The sequence below is a fragment of the Sphingobacterium sp. CZ-2 genome (assembly GCF_004526235.1).
Taxonomy (GTDB): Bacteria; Bacteroidota; Bacteroidia; order Sphingobacteriales; family Sphingobacteriaceae; genus Sphingobacterium; species Sphingobacterium tenebrionis.
This window is the reverse complement of record NZ_CP038159.1, coordinates 2,045,710-2,069,079: the sequence shown is the minus strand read 5'-3', so window position 1 is coordinate 2,069,079 and position 23,370 is coordinate 2,045,710. Positions and strand designations below refer to the sequence as shown.

Annotated in this window: 28 protein-coding genes; 20 read left to right on the top strand and 8 right to left on the bottom strand. The window is 39.2% G+C overall.

Annotation, left to right across the window (positions count from 1 at the left end; all coding sequences use genetic code 11):
- Window positions 1-176 precede the first annotated feature (176 nt).
- Together E3D81_RS09190 and E3D81_RS09185 are read left to right on the top strand one after the other, a co-directional pair.
- Window positions 177-836: an ABC transporter ATP-binding protein gene (locus tag E3D81_RS09190; protein WP_134777223.1), complete on the top strand. Its 660-nt coding sequence runs from the start codon at window positions 177-179 to the stop codon at window positions 834-836.
- 36 nt (window positions 837-872) lie between these two features.
- Entirely contained in the window at window positions 873-1,727 is an 855-nt protein-coding gene (locus tag E3D81_RS09185) for a transglutaminase-like domain-containing protein (protein WP_099365899.1), read from the top strand.
- On the opposite strand, the gene E3D81_RS09180 is transcribed toward E3D81_RS09185, so the two are convergent.
- A complete protein-coding gene (locus E3D81_RS09180; protein WP_134777222.1) occupies window positions 1,704-2,771 on the bottom strand; it encodes a hypothetical protein in 1,068 nt (355 codons plus the stop codon). The genes E3D81_RS09185 and E3D81_RS09180 overlap by 24 nt on opposite strands.
- Window positions 2,772-2,894: 123 nt before the next feature.
- Between E3D81_RS09180 and E3D81_RS09175 the strand changes: the two genes are divergently transcribed.
- From E3D81_RS09175 to E3D81_RS09105, 15 genes are all read left to right on the top strand, one after another.
- Complete coding sequence (locus tag E3D81_RS09175; RefSeq protein ID WP_134777221.1) at window positions 2,895-3,545, top strand: epoxyqueuosine reductase QueH; 651 nt, start codon at window positions 2,895-2,897, stop codon at window positions 3,543-3,545.
- 74 nt (window positions 3,546-3,619) lie between these two features.
- A complete protein-coding gene (locus tag E3D81_RS09170; protein ID WP_099365902.1) occupies window positions 3,620-4,162 on the top strand; it encodes a YceD family protein in 543 nt (180 codons plus the stop codon).
- 14 nt (window positions 4,163-4,176) lie between these two features.
- Window positions 4,177-4,368: a 50S ribosomal protein L32 gene (gene rpmF / locus E3D81_RS09165; RefSeq protein ID WP_099365903.1), complete on the top strand. Its 192-nt coding sequence runs from the start codon at window positions 4,177-4,179 to the stop codon at window positions 4,366-4,368.
- Between the two features lie 106 nt (window positions 4,369-4,474).
- Window positions 4,475-5,413 carry a phosphate acyltransferase PlsX gene (plsX, locus tag E3D81_RS09160; RefSeq protein WP_099365904.1) on the top strand — a complete coding sequence of 313 codons (939 nt, stop codon included), beginning with the start codon at window positions 4,475-4,477 and terminating at the stop codon, window positions 5,411-5,413.
- Window positions 5,414-5,418: 5 nt separating this feature from the next.
- Window positions 5,419-6,408: a beta-ketoacyl-ACP synthase III gene (locus E3D81_RS09155; RefSeq protein WP_099365905.1), complete on the top strand. Its 990-nt coding sequence runs from the start codon at window positions 5,419-5,421 to the stop codon at window positions 6,406-6,408.
- Between the two features lie 66 nt (window positions 6,409-6,474).
- A complete protein-coding gene (gene accB / locus E3D81_RS09150; protein WP_134777220.1) occupies window positions 6,475-6,957 on the top strand; it encodes an acetyl-CoA carboxylase biotin carboxyl carrier protein in 483 nt (160 codons plus the stop codon).
- A gap of 4 nt (window positions 6,958-6,961) precedes the next feature.
- A complete protein-coding gene (accC, locus tag E3D81_RS09145; RefSeq protein WP_099365907.1) occupies window positions 6,962-8,323 on the top strand; it encodes an acetyl-CoA carboxylase biotin carboxylase subunit in 1,362 nt (453 codons plus the stop codon).
- Window positions 8,324-8,414: 91 nt separating this feature from the next.
- Entirely contained in the window at window positions 8,415-9,284 is an 870-nt protein-coding gene (gene tatC / locus E3D81_RS09140) for a twin-arginine translocase subunit TatC (RefSeq protein ID WP_099365908.1), read from the top strand.
- A 27-nt stretch (window positions 9,285-9,311) separates the two neighbouring features.
- Entirely contained in the window at window positions 9,312-9,749 is a 438-nt protein-coding gene (rpiB, locus tag E3D81_RS09135; protein WP_134777219.1) for a ribose 5-phosphate isomerase B, read from the top strand.
- 15 nt (window positions 9,750-9,764) lie between these two features.
- Window positions 9,765-11,360: a M28 family peptidase gene (locus tag E3D81_RS09130; RefSeq protein WP_134777218.1), complete on the top strand. Its 1,596-nt coding sequence runs from the start codon at window positions 9,765-9,767 to the stop codon at window positions 11,358-11,360.
- Window positions 11,361-11,511: 151 nt separating this feature from the next.
- Window positions 11,512-12,330: an ABC transporter ATP-binding protein gene (locus tag E3D81_RS09125; RefSeq protein ID WP_134777217.1), complete on the top strand. Its 819-nt coding sequence runs from the start codon at window positions 11,512-11,514 to the stop codon at window positions 12,328-12,330.
- A complete protein-coding gene (locus E3D81_RS09120) occupies window positions 12,327-13,121 on the top strand; it encodes a hypothetical protein (protein WP_134777216.1) in 795 nt (264 codons plus the stop codon). Before E3D81_RS09125 ends, E3D81_RS09120 begins: the two co-directional genes overlap by 4 nt.
- Window positions 13,121-13,474 (top strand): GntR family transcriptional regulator, encoded by a 354-nt coding sequence (locus E3D81_RS09115; protein ID WP_134777215.1) that lies wholly within the window; start codon window positions 13,121-13,123, stop codon window positions 13,472-13,474. The genes E3D81_RS09120 and E3D81_RS09115 overlap by 1 nt, the downstream gene beginning before the upstream one ends.
- A 6-nt stretch (window positions 13,475-13,480) precedes the next feature.
- Entirely contained in the window at window positions 13,481-14,275 is a 795-nt protein-coding gene (locus E3D81_RS09110) for a hypothetical protein (RefSeq protein WP_134777214.1), read from the top strand.
- A 19-nt stretch (window positions 14,276-14,294) separates the two neighbouring features.
- Complete coding sequence (locus E3D81_RS09105; RefSeq protein WP_134777213.1) at window positions 14,295-15,746, top strand: S41 family peptidase; 1,452 nt, start codon at window positions 14,295-14,297, stop codon at window positions 15,744-15,746.
- 78 nt (window positions 15,747-15,824) lie between these two features.
- Here the strand turns inward: E3D81_RS09105 and E3D81_RS09100 are convergent, their stop codons facing one another.
- Complete coding sequence (locus E3D81_RS09100) at window positions 15,825-16,379, bottom strand: ferritin (protein WP_099365916.1); 555 nt, start codon at window positions 16,377-16,379, stop codon at window positions 15,825-15,827.
- A gap of 150 nt (window positions 16,380-16,529) precedes the next feature.
- Here E3D81_RS09100 and E3D81_RS09095 point away from each other — a divergent pair, with 150 nt between their 5' ends.
- Complete coding sequence (locus tag E3D81_RS09095) at window positions 16,530-17,462, top strand: DnaJ C-terminal domain-containing protein (protein ID WP_099365917.1); 933 nt, start codon at window positions 16,530-16,532, stop codon at window positions 17,460-17,462.
- Between the two features lie 3 nt (window positions 17,463-17,465).
- Window positions 17,466-17,744, top strand: coding sequence for a chaperone modulator CbpM (locus tag E3D81_RS09090; protein WP_134777212.1), 279 nt, complete (start codon window positions 17,466-17,468; stop codon window positions 17,742-17,744).
- An 18-nt stretch (window positions 17,745-17,762) separates the two neighbouring features.
- On the opposite strand, the gene E3D81_RS09085 is transcribed toward E3D81_RS09090, so the two are convergent.
- The 6 genes from E3D81_RS09085 to arfB all read right to left on the bottom strand — a co-directional run bounded on the left by E3D81_RS09085 (window position 17,763) and on the right by arfB (window position 22,135).
- Entirely contained in the window at window positions 17,763-18,170 is a 408-nt protein-coding gene (locus E3D81_RS09085) for an energy transducer TonB (protein WP_167554267.1), read from the bottom strand.
- 7 nt (window positions 18,171-18,177) lie between these two features.
- Window positions 18,178-18,642 (bottom strand): energy transducer TonB, encoded by a 465-nt coding sequence (locus E3D81_RS09080; protein WP_134777210.1) that lies wholly within the window; start codon window positions 18,640-18,642, stop codon window positions 18,178-18,180.
- A gap of 94 nt (window positions 18,643-18,736) precedes the next feature.
- On the bottom strand, window positions 18,737-19,558 hold the full coding sequence (locus tag E3D81_RS09075) for a hypothetical protein (protein ID WP_134777209.1): 822 nt from the start codon (window positions 19,556-19,558) through the stop codon (window positions 18,737-18,739).
- Window positions 19,558-20,931, bottom strand: coding sequence for a M56 family metallopeptidase (locus E3D81_RS09070; protein ID WP_134777208.1), 1,374 nt, complete (start codon window positions 20,929-20,931; stop codon window positions 19,558-19,560). The genes E3D81_RS09075 and E3D81_RS09070 overlap by 1 nt, the downstream gene beginning before the upstream one ends.
- Window positions 20,932-20,947: 16 nt before the next feature.
- Entirely contained in the window at window positions 20,948-21,319 is a 372-nt protein-coding gene (locus tag E3D81_RS09065) for a BlaI/MecI/CopY family transcriptional regulator (RefSeq protein ID WP_099365923.1), read from the bottom strand.
- A 387-nt stretch (window positions 21,320-21,706) separates the two neighbouring features.
- Complete coding sequence (arfB, locus tag E3D81_RS09060) at window positions 21,707-22,135, bottom strand: alternative ribosome rescue aminoacyl-tRNA hydrolase ArfB (protein ID WP_245153179.1); 429 nt, start codon at window positions 22,133-22,135, stop codon at window positions 21,707-21,709.
- 75 nt (window positions 22,136-22,210) lie between these two features.
- On the opposite strand from arfB, the gene bshA reads away from it, so the two are divergent.
- Window positions 22,211-23,359: an N-acetyl-alpha-D-glucosaminyl L-malate synthase BshA gene (gene bshA / locus E3D81_RS09055; RefSeq protein WP_099365925.1), complete on the top strand. Its 1,149-nt coding sequence runs from the start codon at window positions 22,211-22,213 to the stop codon at window positions 23,357-23,359.
- Window positions 23,360-23,370 lie beyond the last annotated feature (11 nt).

Here is a 23,370-nt window from a genome sequence, read left to right as displayed (position 1 = left end):
GTACAGATCCTTCGACGATGCTCAGGATGACAGCGTTAGTTAGATTGCTTCGTACCTCGCAATGACGCGAAAGTACCAATGACGCGAGAGTGGCAATAACGAAAAAGTCGCAATACTCAACGAGAGGAACAAAAACCAAAATACAAAAAATTAACATTAAAATTTTAAATTTAAACATGATAAGATTAGAACATATTTTCAAATGGTACAGTGTAGCAGGCACCAAATCCTTCATCCTAAAGGACATCAACCTCACCATCCAAGAAGGTGATTTCGTTTCCATCATGGGGCCATCAGGTTCTGGAAAATCCACCTTACTCAATGTCATCGGGATGTTGGATGAACCTAATGAAGGAAAATACTTCTTCATGGATGAAGATGTTTTAACCATGAAACCGAAGAAACGGACCCAACTGTTCCAGTCCCATATGGGTTATGTTTTCCAATCCTATCACCTGATCGATGAACTAACAGTCTATGAAAACATCGAAACGCCATTGATCTACAAAAACATCTCCTCTTCTGAACGAAAAAGTATCGTCAGCGATCTCCTGGATCGGTTCAATATCGTAGGTAAAAAAGACCTATTCCCGGCCCAATTATCTGGGGGCCAACAACAGATCGTAGGAATAGCTCGGGCATTAGCAGGATCACCCAAACTATTGCTGGCGGATGAACCAACCGGAAATCTAAACTCCAAACAAGGGGAAGAGATCATGGAATTATTTAAACAATTAAATGATGATGGTGTCACCATCATCCAGGTTACCCACTCCGAAAAGAATGCCGAATATGGCAAAAGAATTATCCATATGTTGGATGGGCAGCTGAAATAATTTTTGAGTTGTGCCTTTATTTTCGTAATTTTCAATGTGAACGAAAAAGAAATAAAGGCACTAATTTATCTCTTGGACGATCCGGACACGGATATTTTCCGAGAAATCGAACACAAACTTATCACCTGTGGTCCTGAAGTTATTCCGCTCTTGGAAAGCTCTTGGGAATCCTCATTTGATCCCCTCTCACAGAGCAGAATCGAAAACATCGTTCATAAGATTCAATTTGATCAGGTCAAGAACGACCTACAGCTCTGGAAATTAAATAATGCAGAAGATCTTCTTGAAGGATTGTTGATCATCAACAGGTACCAATATCCAAATCTGAACGATGAACAGGTGTATGTGCAATTGGCCGAATTACGCCGGAATGCATGGTATCATCTGATGTACGATATGAGCCCGGTAGAAAAGGTGAAATTATTGAACAATATCATTTTTAGGGAATTTGGCCTATCAGGAAATACAACCAATTACCACGATCCACAGAATTCCTTTATTCATAAAGTCCTGGAGAGCAAAAAGGGGAATCCGATCAGCCTTGCCTGTATCTATGCCTTGGTAGCACAAAAATTGGATATCCCTATTTTTGGGGTAAATCTACCGAAGCATTTTGTTCTGGCCTATGCAGATGGAGATAATCAGGATAAGGTGCTCTTCTATATCAATGTGTTCAATCGCGGTCAGATTATGCGGGAGGAGGATATATTTGCTTTTCTTAGGCAGCTGAATCTCCCCTTATCGGATGAATACACATTGCCCTGTGATAACCTAGCGATTATCCGCAGAGTGCTTCGCAACCTGATTGCTGCATATGACCATGTGGACAATGCCGAGAAAAAACTAGAAGTGGAATTGATGCTGCAATTAATTTCGAGCGTCGAGGGATAAACTCACTGGATTCAATCCTGCTCTAGAAAATTGGGATTCAGGTGCTACATCCCCATCCGCTGATTTCAGAAATCGATACACTAAAGAAGAGCCCGGATCTGCCACATAAAAATATTTACTATCCTTTCTGAAGTCCAGGTCCACATCCGATGGTCTAACTAATTTTGTATTTGCTCCAGTGATGATTCTGGAAGGAGTAATTGTCTCTGAACCCTCCAGCAAGGAAGTAAAATTATCAAATATCAAGATCCTACCTGCTCCAGCTACCGAATTGTTATCCGGATAATCGGCTACTGCCATCATGTTGTTGACCGTATCGATCGAAATCCCCTGAATATTGGAAGTACCAACAATTTTCAAGCTTTTGGAAGGGCTTAGATTCGGGATCAATGGTTCTCTACGTGGAACAAGATTATCAAAAATGTCCAATCCACCATCCTTTCCTGTACGGCTAAGGATTAATTTTGAATTCACTATGGTGGCATCCCAGGCATTCAACTGACCGGCTAGCTCGATGGTCTGAGAAGGAATCACGACCTGGTTTATCCCACGTGGTCTATCAAAAACATACACATAGGAACTTCCTTCATTCACCTGAACAGTATATAATCGATCCAAATGAGGATGGAAAACCAACCCTCTTGGCTTCATCAGCAATTTGCTCATTATTTTCCGATTATTTGCTGGTGCACCGGTCTCTCCAATGGTCGCGGTATGGATAATGGTGTCCACAGCAGAAATATTCAAGGACGCATGGAATACCGTTCTCGCGGCCGGGTGGAAATAAATGGTAGACCCACCTGATGATGGGGTAAGGTAAAAGGACGTTGTCCTCGCATCTCCGAAATTGGTAGAATCGGCATTGGAAACAATCGCCATGTTATTGATCGGTGTCCCTTGTACATTCGGGTTCCAATTGGAATAGGAAATATACAACCTAGAAATGGACGTACTTTTAGCGGGTTCATCATCATCCATTTCACAGGAAGTAATCAATCCAAAACCTAACAGAATAAATAAAGCGTAAAGTAATCTTTGTTTCATCGGGAACCTATTATATTACAAATGTATAAAAATATCCCTTTCAGCAATCCTTGGCGCATGTGAAGAAGTGTTAATTTGATTAAATACTTGGTTTTTTGTACTATTGCAGAATAGTTTTGTCACATGGAGAAGAAAGAATTTGTAAGGGAGAAGCTAACGCTTCCGAATGAAGGCAAGAAATTATTGCTTCACTCCTGCTGTGCACCTTGTTCTGGCGAGGTAATGGAAGCATTGATTGATTCGAAAATAGACTTCACTATCTATTTCTATAATCCGAACATCCACCCAAGAAAAGAATATGATCTTCGGAAAGAGGAGAACATCCGCTTTGCAGAAAAACACAACATTCCATTCATAGATGCAGATTATGATGTGGACCATTGGTTTGAACTGGCCAAAGGGATGGAAAATGAACCTGAAAAAGGCATTCGTTGCACCATGTGCTTTGACATGCGTTTTGAAAAAACGGCAGAATATGCGGCAAACCATGGCTTTGACGTCATCTCTTCTTCCTTGGGTATCTCCCGTTGGAAAAACATGGACCAGATCAATGATTGCGGTGTGAGAGCGGCTTCCAGGTATCCGGATATGGATTACTGGACCTTCAACTGGCGTAAGAAAGGCGGCTCGGAAAGAATGCTGGAAATCAGCAAAAGAGAGCGTTTCTATATGCAGGAATATTGCGGTTGTGCTTATTCTTTGCGGGACACTAACAAATGGCGTATGGCCAACGATCGTCCAAAAATTGAACTTGGTAAAAATTATTACGAATAGCCTGTAGGATTTTTTAAAATAAATTTCATTTATGTTTAATTAATCGTTACTTTTGCAGGCTCAAATGCAAGATTGTGAAGTATCTAAAACAGTATAGAATACCTTTTTCAGGACTTTCGACAGGTAAACACAGCTTTGACTTTGAAATTGATGAGAAGTTCTTTGAATGTTACGAACATTCCCTAGTGAAAAAAGGCGACCTGAAAGTAGTGGTCGACTTGCAGAAGCAGGAGAATATGTTGATTGCAAATTTTGATATCCAAGGAAGTATTGAACTGACTTGTGATGTTTGCTTATCCACATTCGACTCCCCTGTTCACATCAAGGAACGTGCATTGGTCAAATTCAGTGAAGAAGATTGGAACGATGATACCGAAGAGGTGATCATGCTTTCCAAAAGTGATTACGAATTGGATATTGCGCCGTTGTTATATGAATATATCAATGTCGCGGTTCCACCATACACGAAATGTTCGGAACAAGGTATTGGCGTTTCCTGCGACCCAGAAATGTTGAGCAGGATCGAAAACGAAAATAACGAGGATGATTCATCAGGTGGCGACAATGAAAACATTGACCCACGTTGGGAAGCATTGAAAAAAATTAAAAATAACTAAAATTAAAATACGAAATGGCACATCCAAAACGTAAAATTTCTAAATCTAGAAGAGACAAGAGAAGAACGCATTATAAAGCAGAAGCTCCAGGGTTGACAGTTTGTAAAGAAACTGGCGCGGTTCACAGACCACACCACGCTTATACAGTAGACGGTAATTTATACTATAACGGTAAATTAATCGTTGAGACTACTGCTGCTGTCTAAAGACATCTTTCTAAGTAAACATCCCAAAAAAGTGTAATATTTTTATATTATTCACTTTCACTTGGGATGTTTTTTGCGTATTATTGAATATTATAAATAATAACGAATGAAGATTGGATTAGACGTGTTGGGGGGAGATTTCGCACCTGATTCGAACATTAAAGGCGCAATTGATGCGCAGAAAGTATTGGAAGAATCACAGCGAATTGTCCTGTTCGGAGATGAAGAGGCATGCAGAAAAGCGATTGAAGCGGCCGGTTCTGACCCCTCCAAATTTGACTACGTTCATGCACCTGAAGGGATTAGTATGCATGAACACCCTACTAAAGCGATCACACAAAAGCCAAATTCCTCCATTGCAAAGGGATTTGAACTTCTTAAAAACGGAGAGATCGACTCGTTCTCTTCGGCAGGTAACACAGGAGCTATGTTGGTCGGATCGATGTTCAGCGTCAAGACTGTACCAGGAGTACTGCGACCTGCCATTGCAACCAATGTTCCGAAGTTGAAAAGCGGTTTTGGAATCCTACTGGATGTTGGAGCCAATGCCGACTGTAAACCTGAAATGTTAAACCAATTTGCCATCCTTGGAAGCCTTTATGCCGAACATGTGTATGGTATTTCTTCTCCGAAAGTGGGACTACTCAATATTGGGGAAGAGGAAGAAAAAGGAAATAACCTAACTATTGCCTCATACGCTCTTCTTAAAGAAAACAACAACATTAATTTTATCGGAAATGCGGAAGGACGCGATCTTTTCAGCGACCATGCAGATGTATTTGTCTGTGATGGTTACACCGGTAATGTGGTGTTGAAACTGGCAGAGTCTTTCTATGTGGTAACCCTGAAAAAAGGGTTTAAGGATGAATTTTTCGATAGGTTTAACTATGAACGTTATGGGGGCAGCCCGATTTTGGGGGTAAATGCACCTGTAATCATTGGCCATGGAATTTCAACTCCGGAAGCCATTAAGAATATGGTTTTATTGTCTAGAGATATGATTGCATCCAACTTTGTGGATAGGATCAAATCTGCCTTTAATTAAGAAATATGTCAAAAATTCATGCAGCTATTACAGCTGTTAATGGTTATGTTCCTGATTATATCCTAACGAACAAAGAGTTGGAAACCATGGTGGATACCAACGACGAGTGGATCGTTACACGTACAGGTATCAGCGAAAGAAGAATCTTAAAAGACGAAGGAAAAGCAACATCAGACCTTGCCGTTCCAGCAGTAAAAGGATTATTGGAAAAAAGAGGAATCTCTGCAGAAGAGATTGAATTGATTATCTTCTGTACAAGTACGCCAGATATGTTGTTTCCAGCAACTGCCAATATCCTTGCCGATAAAATCGGCGCCAAAAACGCTTGGGGATACGATCTACAAGCCGCTTGTTCTGGATTTTTATTCGGATTAACTACCGGGGCTCAGTTCATTGAGTCGGGCAAACACAAAAAAGTATTGGTTGTAGGTGGCGATAAAATGTCAGCTGTAGTCAATTATAAAGATAGAAATACCTGTATCCTTTTTGGTGACGGTTGTGGAGCAGTTTTGCTGGAACCAAACGAAGAAGGAAATGGGGTAATCGATTCTATCTTAAAAACAGATGGATCTGGTGGACAATACCTGAACATCAAAGGTGGAGGTTCTATGTACCCTGCCTCACATGAATCAGTGGATGCTGGATTACATTATGCTTACCAAGAAGGTCGTACCGTGTTTAAATTTGCGGTTACCAATATGGCGGAAGTTGCGGCAGAAGTGATGGAAAGAAACAACTTGACCTCAGAAGATGTGGCCTGGTTGGTTCCACACCAAGCGAACAAACGCATTATTGATGCCACTGCAGAACGCGCTGGACTACCTGAGGAAAAGGTGATGGTGAACATCCAAAAATATGGAAATACAACCAGTGGAACTATTCCTTTATGTCTTTGGGAATGGGAAAACAAGCTGAAAAAAGGTGATAATTTGATATTAGCGGCTTTTGGAGGTGGATTTACCTGGGGCTCTATTTATTTGAAATGGGCATACTAATACAATAGATTTTATTACCTTTATAGCTAATCATTTTTACAATAATTAAACAAAACCTGCTAGCATATGAGTATGGATATCAAACAAATTCAGGATCTGATTAAGTTCGTTTCAAAATCAGGTGTGAATGAAGTATCAATCGAAGAAAAAGATTTCAAAATTACAATAAAAACAAATCAGGAGCCTACTTATGTAACTGCAACTGTTCCTGCCGCAGCACCTGCTGTTGCAGCACCACAAGCTGCTGCTGCTGCTCCTGCACCTGTTGCTGCTGCTCCGGCTGCTCCAGCTGCTGATGACAGCTCAAAATACATTACTGTGAAATCTCCTATCATCGGTACATTCTACCGTTCTCCAGGTCCAGACAAAGCTGTTTTTGTGAATGTTGGCGATGAAATCGCTCCTGGAAAAGTATTGTGTATTGTTGAAGCGATGAAATTATTCAACGAAATTGAGTCGGAAGTATCGGGTAAGATTGTGAAGATCTTAGTAAATGATGCGCAACCAGTTGAATACGATCAACCTTTATTCTTAGTAGATCCTAGCTAGAAATATGTTCAAAAAAATATTAATTGCCAATAGAGGGGAAATTGCGCTTCGTATCATCCGTACCTGTAAAGAGATGGGGATTCAGAGCGTGGCTGTATATTCTACAGCCGATCGCGACAGCTTGCACGTTCGTTTTGCGGACGAGGCAGTTTGTATCGGCCCTCCAGCAAGTAAAGATTCTTATTTAAATATTCCAAATATTATTGCTGCAGCGGAATTGACCAATGCAGATGCTATCCACCCAGGATATGGTTTCCTATCGGAGAACGCGAAATTCTCGGCAATCTGTGCAGAATATGGCATCAAGTTTATTGGTGCAACTGCGGAACAGATTGAACGCATGGGCGATAAGGCTTCAGCCAAAGAAACCATGAAGAATGCAGGAGTTCCTACTATCCCTGGTTCTGATGGTTTGGTTCCTGATGTTAAATCGGGGATCAAAATTGCCAATGAGATCGGATATCCTATCATCTTGAAAGCTACTGCCGGTGGTGGTGGCCGTGGTATGCGTATTGTTTGGAAAGATGAAGAATTTGAACCTGCTTGGGATTCTGCCCGTCAAGAGGCAGGTGCTGCATTCGGAAACGACGGCATCTACCTGGAGAAATTTGTAGAAGACCCTCGCCATATTGAAATCCAGGTAATCGGAGATCAATATGGAACAGTATGTCACCTTTCAGAGCGTGACTGTTCCATCCAAAGACGTCACCAGAAATTGGTTGAAGAAGCTCCTTCCCCATTCATTACATCTGAGCTTCGTGCGAAGATGGGTGAAGCGGCCATCAAAGGTGCGCAAGCGGTAAAATATGAAGGTGCAGGAACCATCGAGTTCTTGGTTGACAAACACCGTAACTTCTATTTTATGGAGATGAACACCCGTATCCAGGTAGAACACCCGGTTACAGAGGAAGTGATCAACTTCGATTTGATCAAAGAACAGATCAAAGTGGCAGCAGGCATTCCTATCTCAGGAAAAAGTTATGAGCCAACCATGCATGCGATCGAATGTCGTATCAATGCAGAGGATCCGTTCAACAACTTCCGTCCATCACCAGGAAAGATCACTAATTTCCATTCTCCAGGAGGACATGGGGTTCGTGTTGATACGCATGTTTATTCGGGCTATTCGATTCCACCAAACTACGATTCCATGATCGCGAAATTGATCTGTGTGGCTCAAACACGTGAGGAAGCAATCAACACAATGTCTCGTGCATTAAGCGAATTCGTGATCGAAGGTGTGAAGACAACCATCCCATTACACTTGCGTTTAATGAATGATCCGAACTTTAGAGCGGGTAATTTTACCACCAAATTCATGGAAACTTTCGATCTTACGGAGTATCCTGATGAGGAAAGTGTATAAAATTTACTTTACAAATACAAAAGATGCCATTCTTCTGCAGAAGAATGGTATTTTTGTTTATTACGACTTAAATTACGCGTAAAAAAATTACATGTCAAAGAATATCAAACTTATACAGGCGATCAAGGATAAAGGAAAGAATATTGAAGCAGAAATGTCTTTCTTCGACCACCTTGAAGTTCTGAGATGGCATATCATCCGATCGGTAATTGCTATTTCCATATTTGCGATAATTTCCTTTTCTTATTTCGAACAACTATTTGATACCATCATTATGGGGCCTAAAAAACCAGAATTCTGGACGTATCAAATGATGTGCAAGGTGGGCGATGCCCTAAACCTGGAAGGGTTCTGCGTTAAGAATTTAAATTTCAATTTAATTTCCACAGAGGTTGGATCCCAATTTATGCTTACTATTAACGGATCTTTATTAATTGCTTTGTTCTTGGGATTTCCTTATCTTCTCTTTGAAGTTTGGTTATTTATAAAACCAGCATTGACCAAAATTGAAAGAAAATCAGCACAAGGGTTCGTATTTTATGCCACTATATTATTTTTCTTAGGTGCATTGTTCGGATATTTCATTGTTGTACCGCTATCCATCAACTTCTTAGCAAACTATACCCTAAGTCCTGAGATCCATAACAACTTTACAACGGATAACTGGTTATCGACCATTGCAACCCTGACCTTAGGTTGTGGAATTATCTTCCTATTACCTATCCTGATATTCATCTTATCAAAGATTGGCATTATGACTCCAGAATTCATGCGTGCAAGCCGTCGATATGCGATCTTAATCATTTTAACTATCGCAGCAATCATTACGCCTACGGCAGATATCCTGACCTTACTGACTGTGAGTGCTCCAATGTTCATTCTGTATGAGGTGAGTATTATGGTTTCCGCAAATGTGAAGAAGCGAAAAGAACAAGAAGAAAAAGAGTTTTACAATTCATAAATTATAGAAATCCATAACTTATAGATTATGTCTAAAAAAATAGCAATTGGCAGTGATCATGCCGGTGTAGATTACAAAGCAGCCTTGATTCCATTTTTGGAAGAATTGGGATATACTGTTCAAGATTTTGGTCCGAGTACTGCAGATTCAGTAGACTATCCAGATTTTGCTCATCCTGTGGCAAGCAGTGTAGAGAACAAAGAGAACGATTTGGGTATCTTAATTTGTGGAAGTGCAAACGGGGTTGCCATTACGGCCAACAAACATCAGGGAATCCGTGCAGCAATCTGCTGGTTGGAAGAAATCTCCGCATTGGCTCGTCAGCATAACGATGCTAATATTGTATGTATCCCAGCTCGTTTTATCGATCTAGATCTAGCAAAACGTATTGTTCGTACATTCGTGATCACTGACTTTGAAGGTGGCCGCCACGCTAACCGCGTAAATAAGATTTCCTGTTCATAACCAATATAAAACCATATGAAAAAGTTCTTTTTTGTATCCTTGTTGATCCCTACGCTGTTCAGCTGTTCGGTCAATCAACATACCCTTCAAAAGAAGTATGCAGACCTTTTAACCGAAGAATCTGCAAAGTCACATCTTACCATTCTTGCTTCGAAAGAATTTGCCGGTCGTGGAACTGGGCAAGAAGGTGGTAAAAAGACCGTAGAATACATCGCCAAGGTATTCCAGGAACTGGGTTTAAAACCAGCAGTAAATGGTTCTTATTATCAGCCTGTGAACCTTGTTAAATCTTCATATGTGGTGGAGCAGTTCAACCTGAACAACCAAACCTTGGTCAATGCCAAAGATTTTTATGTTACAGGATCTAATGCTTTCAGAAACTTCAATGCTTCAGAGATTGTATTCGTTGGATATGGAATAAATACGCCTTCATATAGTGATTATGCAGGACAGAATTTAGCTGGTAAAGTCGTTTTGGTCATCAACGAAGGCGAACCTATGGATGCCTCCGGAAACTCATTGATCACTGGAACTTCCACCCTATCGGATTGGTCGACCAGTCGTTCTAAAAGACTTCAAGAAGTCATGAAACAAAACCCAGCCTTGATCTTGTCCGCTAACTCTCAAGCAGCGGAAATGATCAAACGTTTTGGATCAAGAATGACCAGCGGAAGTTACAGGTTGAAATCAACAGATAAAGAAACTACAAATAACAGCACCGCAGCTCCAGTAGTAAATATTACAGAAGCAACTGCTAACCAGATATTGGCTGCAAACAATACATCGATTAGTAAATTCAAGCAAACTGTTAGCTCGACAAAAAAACCTAATTCTTCAGTCCTGAAAGCATCCTTGAATGCGAGCATGGGTTCTAAAAAAGAAGATCTATTCGATCCGAATGTGTTAGGAGTTATCGAAGGAACAGACCTTAAGGATGAAGTATTGATCATCTCCGGTCACTATGATCATGATGGTGTATTGCCAGATGGCACTTTCTTTCCAGGAGCTGATGATAATGGATCTGGAACGGTAGGTGTGATGGAGGTTGCGAAAGCTTTTGCAGCGGCAAAGAAAGCAGGTAAAGGTCCTCGTAGAACCATCTTGTTCATGGCTTTTGCGGCAGAGGAAAAAGGCCTTCTTGGATCCGATTTCTATTCCCAAAACCCAGTTTACCCATTAGCAAATACGGTAGCCTGTTTGAATATGGACATGATCGGCCGTATCGACAATAAACATTTGGAAGGAAACCATAATTATATCCATGCCATCGGATCAGAAATGTTGAGCTCCGAATTGAAAGCGATCAATGAGAAAGCAAACCAGGATTTCACACAGATGGAATTGGATTATATGTACGATGATCCAAAGGATCCTATGCGCATCTATTACCGTTCAGACCAATACAATTTGGCTAAACACAATATTCCAGTGATTTTCTACTTCTCCGGATTACATCCAGATTACCATACGCCGAACGATACGGTAGATAAAATCAACTTCCCTATGATGGCAAAACGCGAGAAATTAGTGTTCCATACGGCATGGGAAATCGCTAACCGCGATAAAAAATTAGTGGTTGATAAAACCCCTCCTCCTGCTAGCGGAAGATAAAATATAAGATAATTTAGCCTTAAAGGCTTTTTGAGCTGTCCTGGAATGAAAATCTCCAGGACAGCTTTTTTTTAAATAATTCTTGGAAATTAAAAATCCTAGCTTATATTTGTAGTGTACTAACATACTAATACACTAAAACAATAAGCCTATGTTAACCGTCAATTCGGTATCCTATGGGTATACCAAAAAAAGAAAAATAATAAAAAATATCTCTTTAAATCTCCAACCTGGAACTATCTACGGATTATTGGGGTTGAACGGAGAAGGGAAAACCACCCTGATCAAATTGATGGAAGGTCTTCTTCTCCCCAAAGAAGGTGATATTAATTTCAGAGGGATAAATAGCAAGGAACGTTCAGGGAAATACTTCGACCAGGTATTTTATTTGGGAGACACGACCAATCTGCCTTATTTGTATGTCCATGATTTCGGTAGGATGTACGGAAATTTTTACAGCAATTTTAATTATACCGAATTTGAAAACTATTTACAGGAATTTCAAATTGATCCTAATAGTCACCTAAGCAGTCTTTCCTTAGGTCAAGGTAAAAAAGTACATCTGGCATTTGGATTAGCCTGTAATACGGCCGTTCTGTTGATGGATGAACCGACCAATGGATTAGATATCCCATCCAAAACTATATTCAGAAGGCTATTGGCCAATAGCCTTACTCCTGAAAAAACAGTGGTCATTGCCAGCCATCAAATCCGAGATATCGATCAGCTGCTCGATCACCTCTTGATCCTTCATCATGGTGAATTAATTTTAGATAAAAGCCTATCCGACATTAACGATCAATATGCCATTACTTCAGAAATCACTCCTGGAGATGAGATTATCTTTCAAACTGAAGAGGTGATCGGAAATAAATACCTGATCGTCAATAAGACGGAGGCAACCTCCAACATGGACATTGAATTTTTATTCAATGCATTTATTAATACTTCAAAAACTACAGTGAAATGAAAGCAGCTTTAAATTACGCCTTGCTCATCTTCAAAGGGAACAAATCCATCTTTACTTCGATTTTACTGGTTGCTTTTGCTGGCTTTGGCATCATATTTTACCTGACCAACAGCAATACCCTAAGTATACTATCCGAGAAAAATGGTTTTGATACAGCCAAGAATTATATTACTGCGGTACAGCTTGCAGAACGTACTTATTTTGAAAGCTCTCCAATACTTGCTATTCTATTCCCTATTCTTAATCTTATTATCCTTCAAAAAATCATCTACAATCCCATTGAATTTACTTTGCCATTAAGTACGAAAGATAGGTTTTTTGGAATTATAATCTTTTGTAGCTTAGTATTCCTTATTAATTTGATCTTTATTGTCCTATGCAATTATATTATCCAGTTCTATTTCCAGTTCAATTACCTTGATTTAGCGAAGGAAGGCTATGATAAATTAGGTTATCTGTACACAAAAATCCCAGAGAACAGTATCTTATATAATGCCAATATAAACTTAGATGTATTAAAATATAGCTTTATTTTCTTCCTATTTCTTCCAGTTTATCTTGTAGGTATTCTCTATTTCCGTAAATACAGTAGATTACTATCCATCCTAATTTTCATTGCATACGTTTATTTATCAAGTCTGGTAATGGAACATCTTTGGGCAGGTGGATTTACGCAATTCATCAATAATGAAGCTTATGTAAAAGCATATCCATATGTATTGGGTAGTATTGCAGCTATCTTCGCATACATAAGTTTTTACTACCTATTAAAAGAAAAGGAGGTACACTGATGAAATTCTCCAATGAAAAACCCATATATATTCAAATAATTGATTTGGTGATGGAAAAAATCCTAAAGGATGAATGGAAATTGGATGATAAGATCCCATCTGTACGCGAATTGGGATCACTGATCGAAGTGAATCCGAATACGGTTATGAGATCTTATGATAAGCTCCAACAAGATGAAATCATCTATAATAAAAGAGGTTTAGGGTTCTTTGTTTCTTTGGATGCGAAAGATAGAATTCTTCACGCTAGGCGATCAAATTTCCTTGTACATGAAGCGCCAAACTTCTTTCAGATGGCAAAACTTTTAGGCATCAGTAGAGAAGAATTAATTCAATTATATAATGATAATTAAGAAATCATGAAAAAGACCAACATATATATATTCCTAACGATGTTCATTTTATTCTTAGGTTTTATACTATTAGCTCCATTGAGCGGAAGAATCCGCATTGATCCCAACCAATCGTCCATGGATTTGAAGGCAGATCCGGTTACAACAGATCCTATATCCAAATTCATGCTCCATTTCAGCCATGATGTAACAGCAGACCCCATTTCTCTGGATGATATTGATGATATCGTGATTAATGGCAACGGCGACAAGGATTTGGTGTTATTGGAAATTAATGAAGATGATGAAAAGGCACGAGTAGAATGTATGTCACCCTATTATTTAATGGAGGTTGATCATCAAATAAAAAACAGACAATTAATCCTGAATTTACAAGGCAGTAAAATTAAGAAGATAGTAATTGGCCTCTCTGCACAAAAAATAAAATCACTGCTATTAAATAATCTTAATGGTCAGGTGGAATACAGCAGTAGGGATACAGTAACGACCTCCATTGAAAGTTTCACCGTAGCGAAAAATTCAACTATTGCATTTCATGAATATTATAGAGATCCCATAAAAATTGTATCCACGTTAAATGTGAATCTCAAAGACGAATCAAAGCTAAGCTTCAAAGGATATAATATCCATCGATTGAATGCAAACATCGAAAATTCATTGATTGATGTATCCAATGTCAGTAAAATAGATAGTTTAGATGCCCAATTATCAGGACTCAGCCATATCAGGGGATTAAAAAATAGCAAGGTGGTCAATCAGGTCGGATTAGGTGGAAACTTAGATTACTATAATAAGCATTAATATTTAAATCTCAAGTGACATGATAGCTCATATTATTATCAAACTCCTTAAAATTATCATACTATTTCTTTTTGGTCTAAGTATCTCCCACGCCCAAATCATAAATGGTAATTTTGAAAGTTTTAATACGGATGGAAAACCACAAGGATGGTATTTGAATAATCAAGATACTTTAAATAATATCCTAAGAATTACCACTTCCGATAAACATCAAGGTAAACACAGCCTACATTTTAACAAAAAGGAAGTAAAAGCCAAGTTAATGGCTTCCAATATTTTTTCGATTGAAATCAGTAAATTAACAAAGCTTCAAGTTTCCTCTAAAATAAAAACGGATAGCAAGCAGCTAGTGGCTAATTTTTTTATTCAGTTTTTTGATGAGAATAAAAAAAGAATTGGAGGAGAGGGAAGCCGAATAGTTGTTGATCCTTCCAAATCAGGTGAATGGCAAGATGTTAACTTCTCCATTTTGGTTCAACCAGAGGTCAAATCTATGATTCTTTTTGTTAATATGGGTGGACTTGGAAATCTATTTATAGATGAAGTAAAAACAGATTGGATTAATACTCCACCTGCTAAGGAAATCCTTGAATTTAGTGAAGAAATCAAATCAAAGATCCAACAAATGAGCATTGTTAATGATAGCTTAATTTGGAAAGATATCATCGCCCAAACACCTGCAGCATTAGCAGGTTTAACACTAGAAAATGGCGCACAACAAGTTGCCAATTTCTATTTAAATCATTTGAGAAAGGCAAAGGATTTTCATAGCAAATACTATAGTCCGGAAGCATATATTGCATATACCAGCAAACCCATAGAAGAAAATAAAACTAGGTCTCCTCTTGAATTACCCTCAGGAAAAATGCTCGATGAAAGAATTGCCTATGTCAATGTGCCTCGATTTGGGTCTACCTTTCCTGAAAGTCAGCAAGCATTTGCCGACCACCTAAATGATCTTGTTCTGTCCCTACAACAACAAAATCCAAAGGGATGGGTCATTGATTTAAGAACCAATTCGGGCGGAAATATGCATCCTATGATTGCTGGTCTAAATGCGCTTATTGCAGATGGAAATATTATAACATTTAAAACAAATCAAGGGGAGCAACCACTCTATTCATCAGCTGGAAAATTTGGAAGAATAACATTAAAAATTACGCCTAAAAGATTTAAGGTAAATAAAATTGCTGTTCTTACCAGTATTAAAACAGCAAGTAGTGGGGAGATGACCGCTATTTCTTTTATAGGTATGCCAAATGTAAAGTTGATTGGTGAAAATACAGCAGGACTAACAACAGCTAATCAGTTCTTTCCACTATCTAATGGTGGAGCGCTTAATTTAGCAAGTGCGGTAGTAAAAGACAGATTGGGAAAGGTCTATAAAGGGCAAATCATTCCCGATATATTAACAAAATCCCAAGATCCTCAAGAAACCTTAAACCAAGCAATAAAATGGATCCTAGAATAATTTAAGTTAGCAAAAAAAGAGCTATATGAACCAATGCCCACAGAAACGGTCAAATTTCTGTGGGCATCGGAAGTTCCTTTATTCAGGATTATCCGCGGTTGATTCCCTTGCCAATGTCACCTCATCCGGTGCACTTTCCAAGAATTTATCCAACGCAAACAACGATTCATCGGTGGCACGATCTCCACCTGCAATCTTCAGTTTATCGATCAACTGAAGTGCTAATTTCTCTTCTTCAATCTGCTCCTTCACAAACCACTGTGCAAAATTCCATGTCGCCCAATCCTTTTCATCCATCGATTGGTTCACCAGGTTATAAATAGCATTGGTATTATCTATTTCATGTTGAAGCACCATATTGAAGCATTCCGTCATGCTCTTTGGCATTGTCTTAGGTGCCTCAACAGCCTCCACCTTCGGAGTCCCTCCTCTTTCCAATATGTACATCATGATCTTGATCATGTGATTACGTTCTTCTTGTGCATGGCGGAACAAAAAATTAGAAACACCACCATATCCTTGTGTATCCGCCCAGATTCCTAATGCCAAGTAAATCTGTGAAGCCTGATTCTCCTTCGTCATCTGTTTGATTAGCGACGATTCCATCGCCTTTGAAAGTCTATTCGTATTCATCTTATTTCTTTTTATTAATCAACACTTGGCAACGCACATTGTTTTGGGATAATCATCTTTGCTTTCCCGATTTCAGGTCGTACATTTGGGTAGAGGGAGGATAAACAAAACCCCTCTTCCACTTGTTCTATTTTTAAATCAAATTATAAAATGGCGTTTTTAGACTATTATAAAGTACTCGGTTTAGATAAATCGGCGAGCCAGGATGACATCAAAAAAGCTTACCGCAAGCTGGCAAGAAAATTCCACCCCGATTTAAATCCAAACGATGAAGATGCAAAAAAAAGATTCCAGGAGATCAATGAAGCCAATGAAGTATTGACCGATCCTGAGAAGCGAAAGAAATACGATCAATACGGTGAAAATTGGAAGCATGGCGAAGAATATGAAAAAGCCCAGCAACAGTACCGTCAGCAACAAGGAGCACGACAGGGTGCAGGGGGAAATCCTTTTGAAGGTTTTGACTTCAACTATTCCGGAAATTATGATACCGGCGAATATTCCGACTTTTTTGAAGAATTATTCGGTTCCCGCTTTTCCGGAGGTCGGAGTTCGGGCAGAAGAGGAAGCTACAGGGGACAAGATTATGAGACATCTTTGGAATTAACCCTCCTTCAGGCGTCCCAATCCCACAAGCAAACCTTTACCGTAAATGGAAAGAACATCCGTATCACTATTCCTGCAGGAGTGGAAGATGGCCAAAAGATCAGATTGAAAGGTCAGGGTGCAGAAGGTGTAAACGGCGGACCGAAAGGCGATCTATATATCACGTTCCATATTAAACCAGATCCGAGATTCCAGCGCAAAGGGAATGACCTCTATACCCATATCGACATCGACCTACCTACTGCCCTTTTGGGCGGCGATAGCTTAGTCGAAACACTTAGCGGAAAAATCAACGTGAAGATTAAGCCCGAAACACAGAACGGCAGCAAGATCAGATTGAAGGGAAAAGGATTCCCGATCTATAAAAAGGAAGATGAACATGGCGATCTCTATGCAGAAATCCACGTGAAACTTCCCAAAAATTTAACAGAGGAACAAAAGAAAATTGTTCAACAATTAGCAGATTCAATGAAGTAGACTATGGAAAAGACATTATTTAGGGTAATCGATATCTGCCGATCCAACAATATCGAACAGGATTTCATCCAGGAACTTCATAACAATGGATTGATAGAGATTATTTACCAAGAAGAACAGGAATATATAGAAGAGGAACAGATCATTGTTTTGGAAAGATTTTCCACATGGCATTATGAACTGGAGATCAATGTACAGGGAATAGAGGTGGTCCAAAACCTGATCGACCGCATCGAGTCCCTACAGCAGGAAATCCGGGAGATCAAATCAGGGAGAAAATAAGTTAGCCAAATCGGAAATTTACAATGCAAATCGTAAAGGAAGTGCGTATTTTACTGCCACTTTTTCATTATTATGCACACCTGGCTTCCATTTGCTTTTTTTCGCAATTTCCTTTAATACACGTTTGTATTCCTCCCCCATGCCGTAGCCCATGTCCTTTACAATTTCGATATCGGTCAGTTCTCCAGTTTTAGAGATAACGAAAGTAGCCAACAAGGTGCCACTTGCCTTTGCTTTAATGGCTTCTTGAGTAGGTACAAAGAGATTGGCCACTTGATGGCGAAAAGCGTTCAAGCCAAATTCTGCTTCAGGAACTTGGTCTATTTTGTCTACATTCCGAGAAAGTTGTGGTGCTTTATCTTGTGCATAAGCACTTGTACCTAACAAAGTCACCAAGGAGAATATCAAATACTTTAATTTGTCCATAAAGTTCCTAATGAGTAGATATGGTAAATGGTATATTGTATCGAATGGATTTTGGTTGACCATCAACTGTTCCTGGCTTCCAGAGGTATTTCTTCGAAGAACTCCTTATTACACGCCTTAATTCTTCGCCTGTTCCATGGCCTAACTGTTGAACTATTTTAACATCAGTTAGTTTTCCCTCCTTTGTGATCACAAATGAACAGATTACCTTGCCGTTTACCCCATTGCTAATAGCTGAAGCAGGCAATCGATAATTGTTCAAAATCATTTTCCTAAAATTGGTCATTCCTTTTAACGGTTCTGCAGCAACAACACCCTCTCTTCCAAAATTCTCCAATGAGGTGCTATCATATACCGTATCCTGTTCAGCAGTTTTTGCTGGTAATACTTCCTGAGAAAACGATAAATTCACGAAAAGAAGTTGACTTACAACAAAAAGTGCAAAACTGGAAAGAATAATTGGTAATCTCATAATAATTGATTTTCACTTGGTTTTGTAAAAATACAAATAAAGTTAAATATTAATCAACATTCTTAGATTAAACTATATTCTTGGGTTTTAAAAATTAATGGGAAATTGTATCCCTTTTCTGAAGCGCTAAGTTCTTATCCAGGTATTCGAGAAAATAGGTTCCTGGCTCCAATTTTAAGCTTATTTCTGCAGGATCACCATGTTGCAACAATTGAAAATAAGCAATGACCTGGTCATCATTTATCTTTTCAAATACCTTTAGGAAAAGCTGTTTCTCTTTTTTCAAAAGCTCCAATGGAATAGTTGCTTTTACTGCGGTAGATCGGCTATCGGAAATCCCTTGGCTACGCCAGGCCATTTTATAGTCCTTTTCTTTGTTTAGAGCAAAAGCATTAATCTTTGCCAAGTAATCAAATAAAGCCAAAGGGTTTTTTCTGTCTTCCGCATGGCTTACATAACCTAAAAAACTCAAAGGATCTTTATTCGGAACTTCTATGTACACTTCCCGAATCTTAAACTTTTCGTGAGCGATATCTCTTTGATAGTAGGTTACGCCTTGATATTCCTGCCTTTCAAACTGCTTTAAGTTTTTTAGAGCCCGACGATGCTGTACAGCGATCATATTATAAAAAGGTTGAATCTCGGGCACCACACTAAATAAAATACGGTTCCCTCTTTTCAAGAGATTGGCCTTATTCAACAATTCCTCATCTGTGGGATAAAGTGATTGGAGGCGTAATCCTGATTGTCCCTGCTCTCGATGTTTAAAATTATAATATAACCAAACATTGATTTCTTCCTTAGGGTTGAAATAGCGGTCGATATCATTAAAGAAATGCCCTTCTTTAATAAACCTTGGCCCAGAACAGGAAACAAAGAGGATGAAAAAAAGGATGTAAAGAAACCTTAATTTCATTATTGAATAGAAAGATCCATTCTGACAGGAAATGAAAATTTTACTGGTACATTCTCATTTTTTGCCTTAGCAGGAATCCAAGTTTGCGTATTTTCTAAGGCTTTGAGAACTGCTTGATCTAAATCCGGTGATAACGATTTGTCCACTTTGATATCAGTCAAATTGCCATTAACATCAATTACAAAGGAAATTTGTACCGTTCCTTTCAATCCAGCATCTATGGCGCTTTGTGGAAAAACAATTTTTTCCTGTACTTCTTTTCTAAAAGCCATTAGTCCACCAGGATATTCCGCAGGTGAATCCACTTGATCAAAAGCCACCACTTTTTTATTTTGAGGCTTTATGGTGTCTAAAGCAGCTTTTTCTTGTGCCTGATTGATAGATCCTGTTTCTATTGGAATAGATGATTCCTTATTGGATTCCTGCTCAGTTAGTACTTGTGCATTTGCAACCAATTTGGTTGACCCAACTTCATTTGCCTCAACTTCATTCCTTCCAACCTGGCTTGATTCCATCACGGTTTTTTCCAATAAGGGCTGAATAACTTCTTCTTGATCTAATGTCTTAAAGCCTTGTGTTAAACCCATTAGTAACGCTAAAATCGGTAATACACTGAAATAGATCATTATTCTGTTTTTCTTCGTTTTTTCTTTAAATAACATGGTAATTCTTTCTTTTAGTAATGATTTATTGGAAAACTCATAACTCAACGCATACTGATTCGTGTTCAAGGCATAAGCCAACAAAAGCTCTGCATATTTTACTTTGGAATCGCCAAAATTGCTATCCACCAAATATTCATGTAGCAGTTTCATCTCCTTCCGGAATAGATAAACAACAGGGTTGAACCAATTTAGGATACAGATGATATCCATCAGCATGAGGTCATAGGAATGACCCTGTTTAACATGGATCTCTTCATGTTTGTTCATCAAGCTGTTATCCTTTACCTTTTCGCCCATACTGATGGTTCCAAAAAAGGAGAAACTCTCATTTTCTGCTGGATTGGCGATTCGTCGGTTGACTAGAAAAAATTGATAGACCAATCTTCCTATGCCTAATACGTTGCCTAAGCCGTAGATGATCATAGCGATCTGTGAAATGCTCCACTCCTGCTTTTCTTCCTGTAAAGGTGATGCTGCAGTATCTACATTTTCTATTCCGGCCTGGATAATTAGTTCAGGTATTTGGATGACCATTGCCTGTGGGACCTCATAGGAAATATATAATCCAATGGGCATCAGCATGGAAGAAATCAATCCCAATAGGATATAGAATCTATTCCATTTCAAAAAGGTCAACCTTTTTAAACCGTATCTATATAATAGATAAAATAATACCAGGGAAATATTGACAAGCAAAATATAGTTCATGGCAATCAAATAAGGTTTATGACTTATGTTTTTGAATCAGTTTTAGGATATCATCCAACTCTTGAACATCCAGCTTCTTATCTTCCAAGAAAAAAGACAACATGCTACTGGCGGAGTTTTCAAAATATCCCTGCAGGAGTTTTCCTGTAATTAACTTCTTATACTCTTCTTTTTGAATCAATGGGAAATACCGATGGCTTTTCCCAAAGGATTCATGGCCCACAAAACCCTTGGTCTCGAGGATCCTGATGATGGTTGATACCGTATTATATGCTGGCTTTGGAGCGGGTAATTGGTCGATGACATCTTTTACAAATCCACCTTCAAATTCCCATAGCACGTGCATGATCTGCTCCTCGGCTTTAGTAAGTTCTTTTAATTCGTCCATACTTGTGTTTATTAAAAAAGACAATATTGCCTATAATCGATTATAGTACTAAGGTATAACTAAGTTTTTAGTTTATCAACTAATTTTTTAGTTTTTATTTGTAAATTTTGTTTAATTAGTTGATTTATAGAGGATTATTTTTTCAGCGTCATTGCGAAGAATTACTCCCACGTCATTGCGAGGTACGAAGCAATCTTTCCGCATGTCATGCTGAGCGTAGTCGAAGCATCTAAATTTGGTACCCGTAGAGATCCTTCGACTCCGCTCAGGATGACATGGACCGCTCAGGATGACAAAAAAGTCCAAAGATTGCTTCGTCGTGCCTCCTCGCAATGACGACACCCCTACACCAATCACCCCCTACCCCACAATCCCTACTCCACAATCCTACGGATTATACCGCCAGTTCCGGTCCGATTTCTTAGCACCTTGCTTCTTTTTCCGATCCAACCTTTCCAACACCACACTCTTCGGAATCTTGGTCTTAATTCTTTTTTTCTCCACCTTCACCGCCTCTTCCATCACCTTCAAAAACCTTTCAACCACAATATCCTTATTCCTCAACTGGCTCCTATCCTCCGAAGAATCCATCAACAGCTCCCCATCCTTATTGATCCTATTCGCCAATTTCTCCAGAATAATTCCCTTCTTCTCCTCATCAAAAACCTTAGACTCCGTAACATTCCATATCAAAGTAACCTTGGAGGAAACTTTGTTCACATTCTGCCCCCCTTTACCACCAGATCTGGAAGTTCTAAAGGACAATTCATTCAATAACGCTTCTGGATTATAGTTCATTTGTAATAAAATTAGCATAAATATTAAACTGATAAAAATTTTGCACTACAATTAATAAAGCATCCTTATCTTTAAACCAACAAACATAAACGTATGAAAATAGGAATCGTATGCTATCCGACCTTTGGGGGAAGCGGTGTAGTGGCAACTGAACTCGGTAAAGCATTGGCTAACAACGGACATCAGGTACATTTCATCACCTATTCCCAACCTGCACGATTGGATTTCTTCTCCGAAAACTTATATTACCATGAAGTGGCGATCAACCAATACCCTTTATTTGATTTCCCTCCTTACGAAACCGCACTGGCCAGTAAGCTGGTGGATGTGGTCCGATTTGAAAATTTAGACCTTTTACATGTGCACTATGCCATCCCACATGCCTCTGTAGCCTTTTTGGCCAAACAGATCCTAGCAACCTACGGCATCAACATCCCAGTAGTCACCACCTTACACGGAACAGACATTACCCTAGTGGGTAAGGACAAAAGTTTTAGCCCGGTAGTCACCTTCTCGATCAACAAATCCGATGGGGTTACCACAGTTTCCGATAGCCTTAAAGAACAGACCCTAAGCTATTTCGATATCAGCAATCATATTGAAGTCATCCCTAATTTTATTGATCTTCATAGATTCCACAATAAAAACCATGAGCACTTCAAAAAGGCTATCGCGCCTAACCATGAACGGATCATTGTTCACACCTCCAACTTCCGTAAGGTAAAACGGGTAGACGATGTAGTCAAGATCTTCCATAAAATCATCCAGGAAGTTCCAAGTAAACTCTTAATGGTTGGGGATGGTCCGGAGCGTCGAAATGCCGAAGAGCAGGCTCGCGAATTGGGCATAACCGACTGTATCCGTTTCTTAGGAAAGCAGGATGCCATCGAGGAGATCCTTTCCATTGCCGATCTGTTCATTATGCCATCAGGATCAGAGAGTTTCGGTCTTGCTGCCCTTGAAGCCATGGCTTGTAAAGTGCCTGTGATTTCCTCCAATACAGGAGGTCTTCCAGAACTGAACGTGCAAGGATTCAGCGGATACCTGAGCGATGTGGGCGATGTGGATGATATGGCAAAAAATGCCATCCATATCTTGAAAGATTGCGAGGTGCTGAACCAATTTAAGGAGAATGCATTGACCCGAGCGAAGGAATTTGAACTCAGCAAAATCGTTCCACGATATGAGAAATTTTATGAAGAGGTGATCGAAAAGGTAAAAAAAGAGAATAAATCTAACTAATCGAAAGCAAA

What these genes read in the sequence shown, in the direction of transcription:
- E3D81_RS09125 (WP_134777217.1), top strand. Translation starts at nt 11,512, where the DNA reads ATGTTAACCGTCAATTCGGTATCCTATGGGTATACCAAAAAAAGAAAA.
- arfB (WP_245153179.1), bottom strand. Translation starts at nt 22,135, where the DNA reads ATGCTAATTTTATTACAAATGAACTATAATCCAGAAGCGTTATTGAAT.
- E3D81_RS09180 (WP_134777222.1), bottom strand. Translation starts at nt 2,771, where the DNA reads ATGAAACAAAGATTACTTTACGCTTTATTTATTCTGTTAGGTTTTGGA.
- E3D81_RS09130 (WP_134777218.1), top strand. Translation starts at nt 9,765, where the DNA reads ATGAAAAAGTTCTTTTTTGTATCCTTGTTGATCCCTACGCTGTTCAGC.
- tatC (WP_099365908.1), top strand. Translation starts at nt 8,415, where the DNA reads ATGTCAAAGAATATCAAACTTATACAGGCGATCAAGGATAAAGGAAAG.
- rpmF (WP_099365903.1), top strand. Translation starts at nt 4,177, where the DNA reads ATGGCACATCCAAAACGTAAAATTTCTAAATCTAGAAGAGACAAGAGA.
- accB (WP_134777220.1), top strand. Translation starts at nt 6,475, where the DNA reads ATGAGTATGGATATCAAACAAATTCAGGATCTGATTAAGTTCGTTTCA.
- E3D81_RS09090 (WP_134777212.1), top strand. Translation starts at nt 17,466, where the DNA reads ATGGAAAAGACATTATTTAGGGTAATCGATATCTGCCGATCCAACAAT.
- E3D81_RS09080 (WP_134777210.1), bottom strand. Translation starts at nt 18,642, where the DNA reads ATGAGATTACCAATTATTCTTTCCAGTTTTGCACTTTTTGTTGTAAGT.
- E3D81_RS09110 (WP_134777214.1), top strand. Translation starts at nt 13,481, where the DNA reads ATGAAAAAGACCAACATATATATATTCCTAACGATGTTCATTTTATTC.
- bshA (WP_099365925.1), top strand. Translation starts at nt 22,211, where the DNA reads ATGAAAATAGGAATCGTATGCTATCCGACCTTTGGGGGAAGCGGTGTA.
- E3D81_RS09085 (WP_167554267.1), bottom strand. Translation starts at nt 18,170, where the DNA reads ATGGACAAATTAAAGTATTTGATATTCTCCTTGGTGACTTTGTTAGGT.
- E3D81_RS09100 (WP_099365916.1), bottom strand. Translation starts at nt 16,379, where the DNA reads ATGAATACGAATAGACTTTCAAAGGCGATGGAATCGTCGCTAATCAAA.
- E3D81_RS09115 (WP_134777215.1), top strand. Translation starts at nt 13,121, where the DNA reads ATGAAATTCTCCAATGAAAAACCCATATATATTCAAATAATTGATTTG.
- E3D81_RS09065 (WP_099365923.1), bottom strand. Translation starts at nt 21,319, where the DNA reads ATGGACGAATTAAAAGAACTTACTAAAGCCGAGGAGCAGATCATGCAC.
- E3D81_RS09095 (WP_099365917.1), top strand. Translation starts at nt 16,530, where the DNA reads ATGGCGTTTTTAGACTATTATAAAGTACTCGGTTTAGATAAATCGGCG.
- accC (WP_099365907.1), top strand. Translation starts at nt 6,962, where the DNA reads ATGTTCAAAAAAATATTAATTGCCAATAGAGGGGAAATTGCGCTTCGT.
- E3D81_RS09190 (WP_134777223.1), top strand. Translation starts at nt 177, where the DNA reads ATGATAAGATTAGAACATATTTTCAAATGGTACAGTGTAGCAGGCACC.
- E3D81_RS09105 (WP_134777213.1), top strand. Translation starts at nt 14,295, where the DNA reads ATGATAGCTCATATTATTATCAAACTCCTTAAAATTATCATACTATTT.
- E3D81_RS09155 (WP_099365905.1), top strand. Translation starts at nt 5,419, where the DNA reads ATGTCAAAAATTCATGCAGCTATTACAGCTGTTAATGGTTATGTTCCT.
- E3D81_RS09070 (WP_134777208.1), bottom strand. Translation starts at nt 20,931, where the DNA reads ATGAACTATATTTTGCTTGTCAATATTTCCCTGGTATTATTTTATCTA.
- E3D81_RS09120 (WP_134777216.1), top strand. Translation starts at nt 12,327, where the DNA reads ATGAAAGCAGCTTTAAATTACGCCTTGCTCATCTTCAAAGGGAACAAA.
- E3D81_RS09075 (WP_134777209.1), bottom strand. Translation starts at nt 19,558, where the DNA reads ATGAAATTAAGGTTTCTTTACATCCTTTTTTTCATCCTCTTTGTTTCC.
- E3D81_RS09175 (WP_134777221.1), top strand. Translation starts at nt 2,895, where the DNA reads ATGGAGAAGAAAGAATTTGTAAGGGAGAAGCTAACGCTTCCGAATGAA.
- rpiB (WP_134777219.1), top strand. Translation starts at nt 9,312, where the DNA reads ATGTCTAAAAAAATAGCAATTGGCAGTGATCATGCCGGTGTAGATTAC.
- plsX (WP_099365904.1), top strand. Translation starts at nt 4,475, where the DNA reads ATGAAGATTGGATTAGACGTGTTGGGGGGAGATTTCGCACCTGATTCG.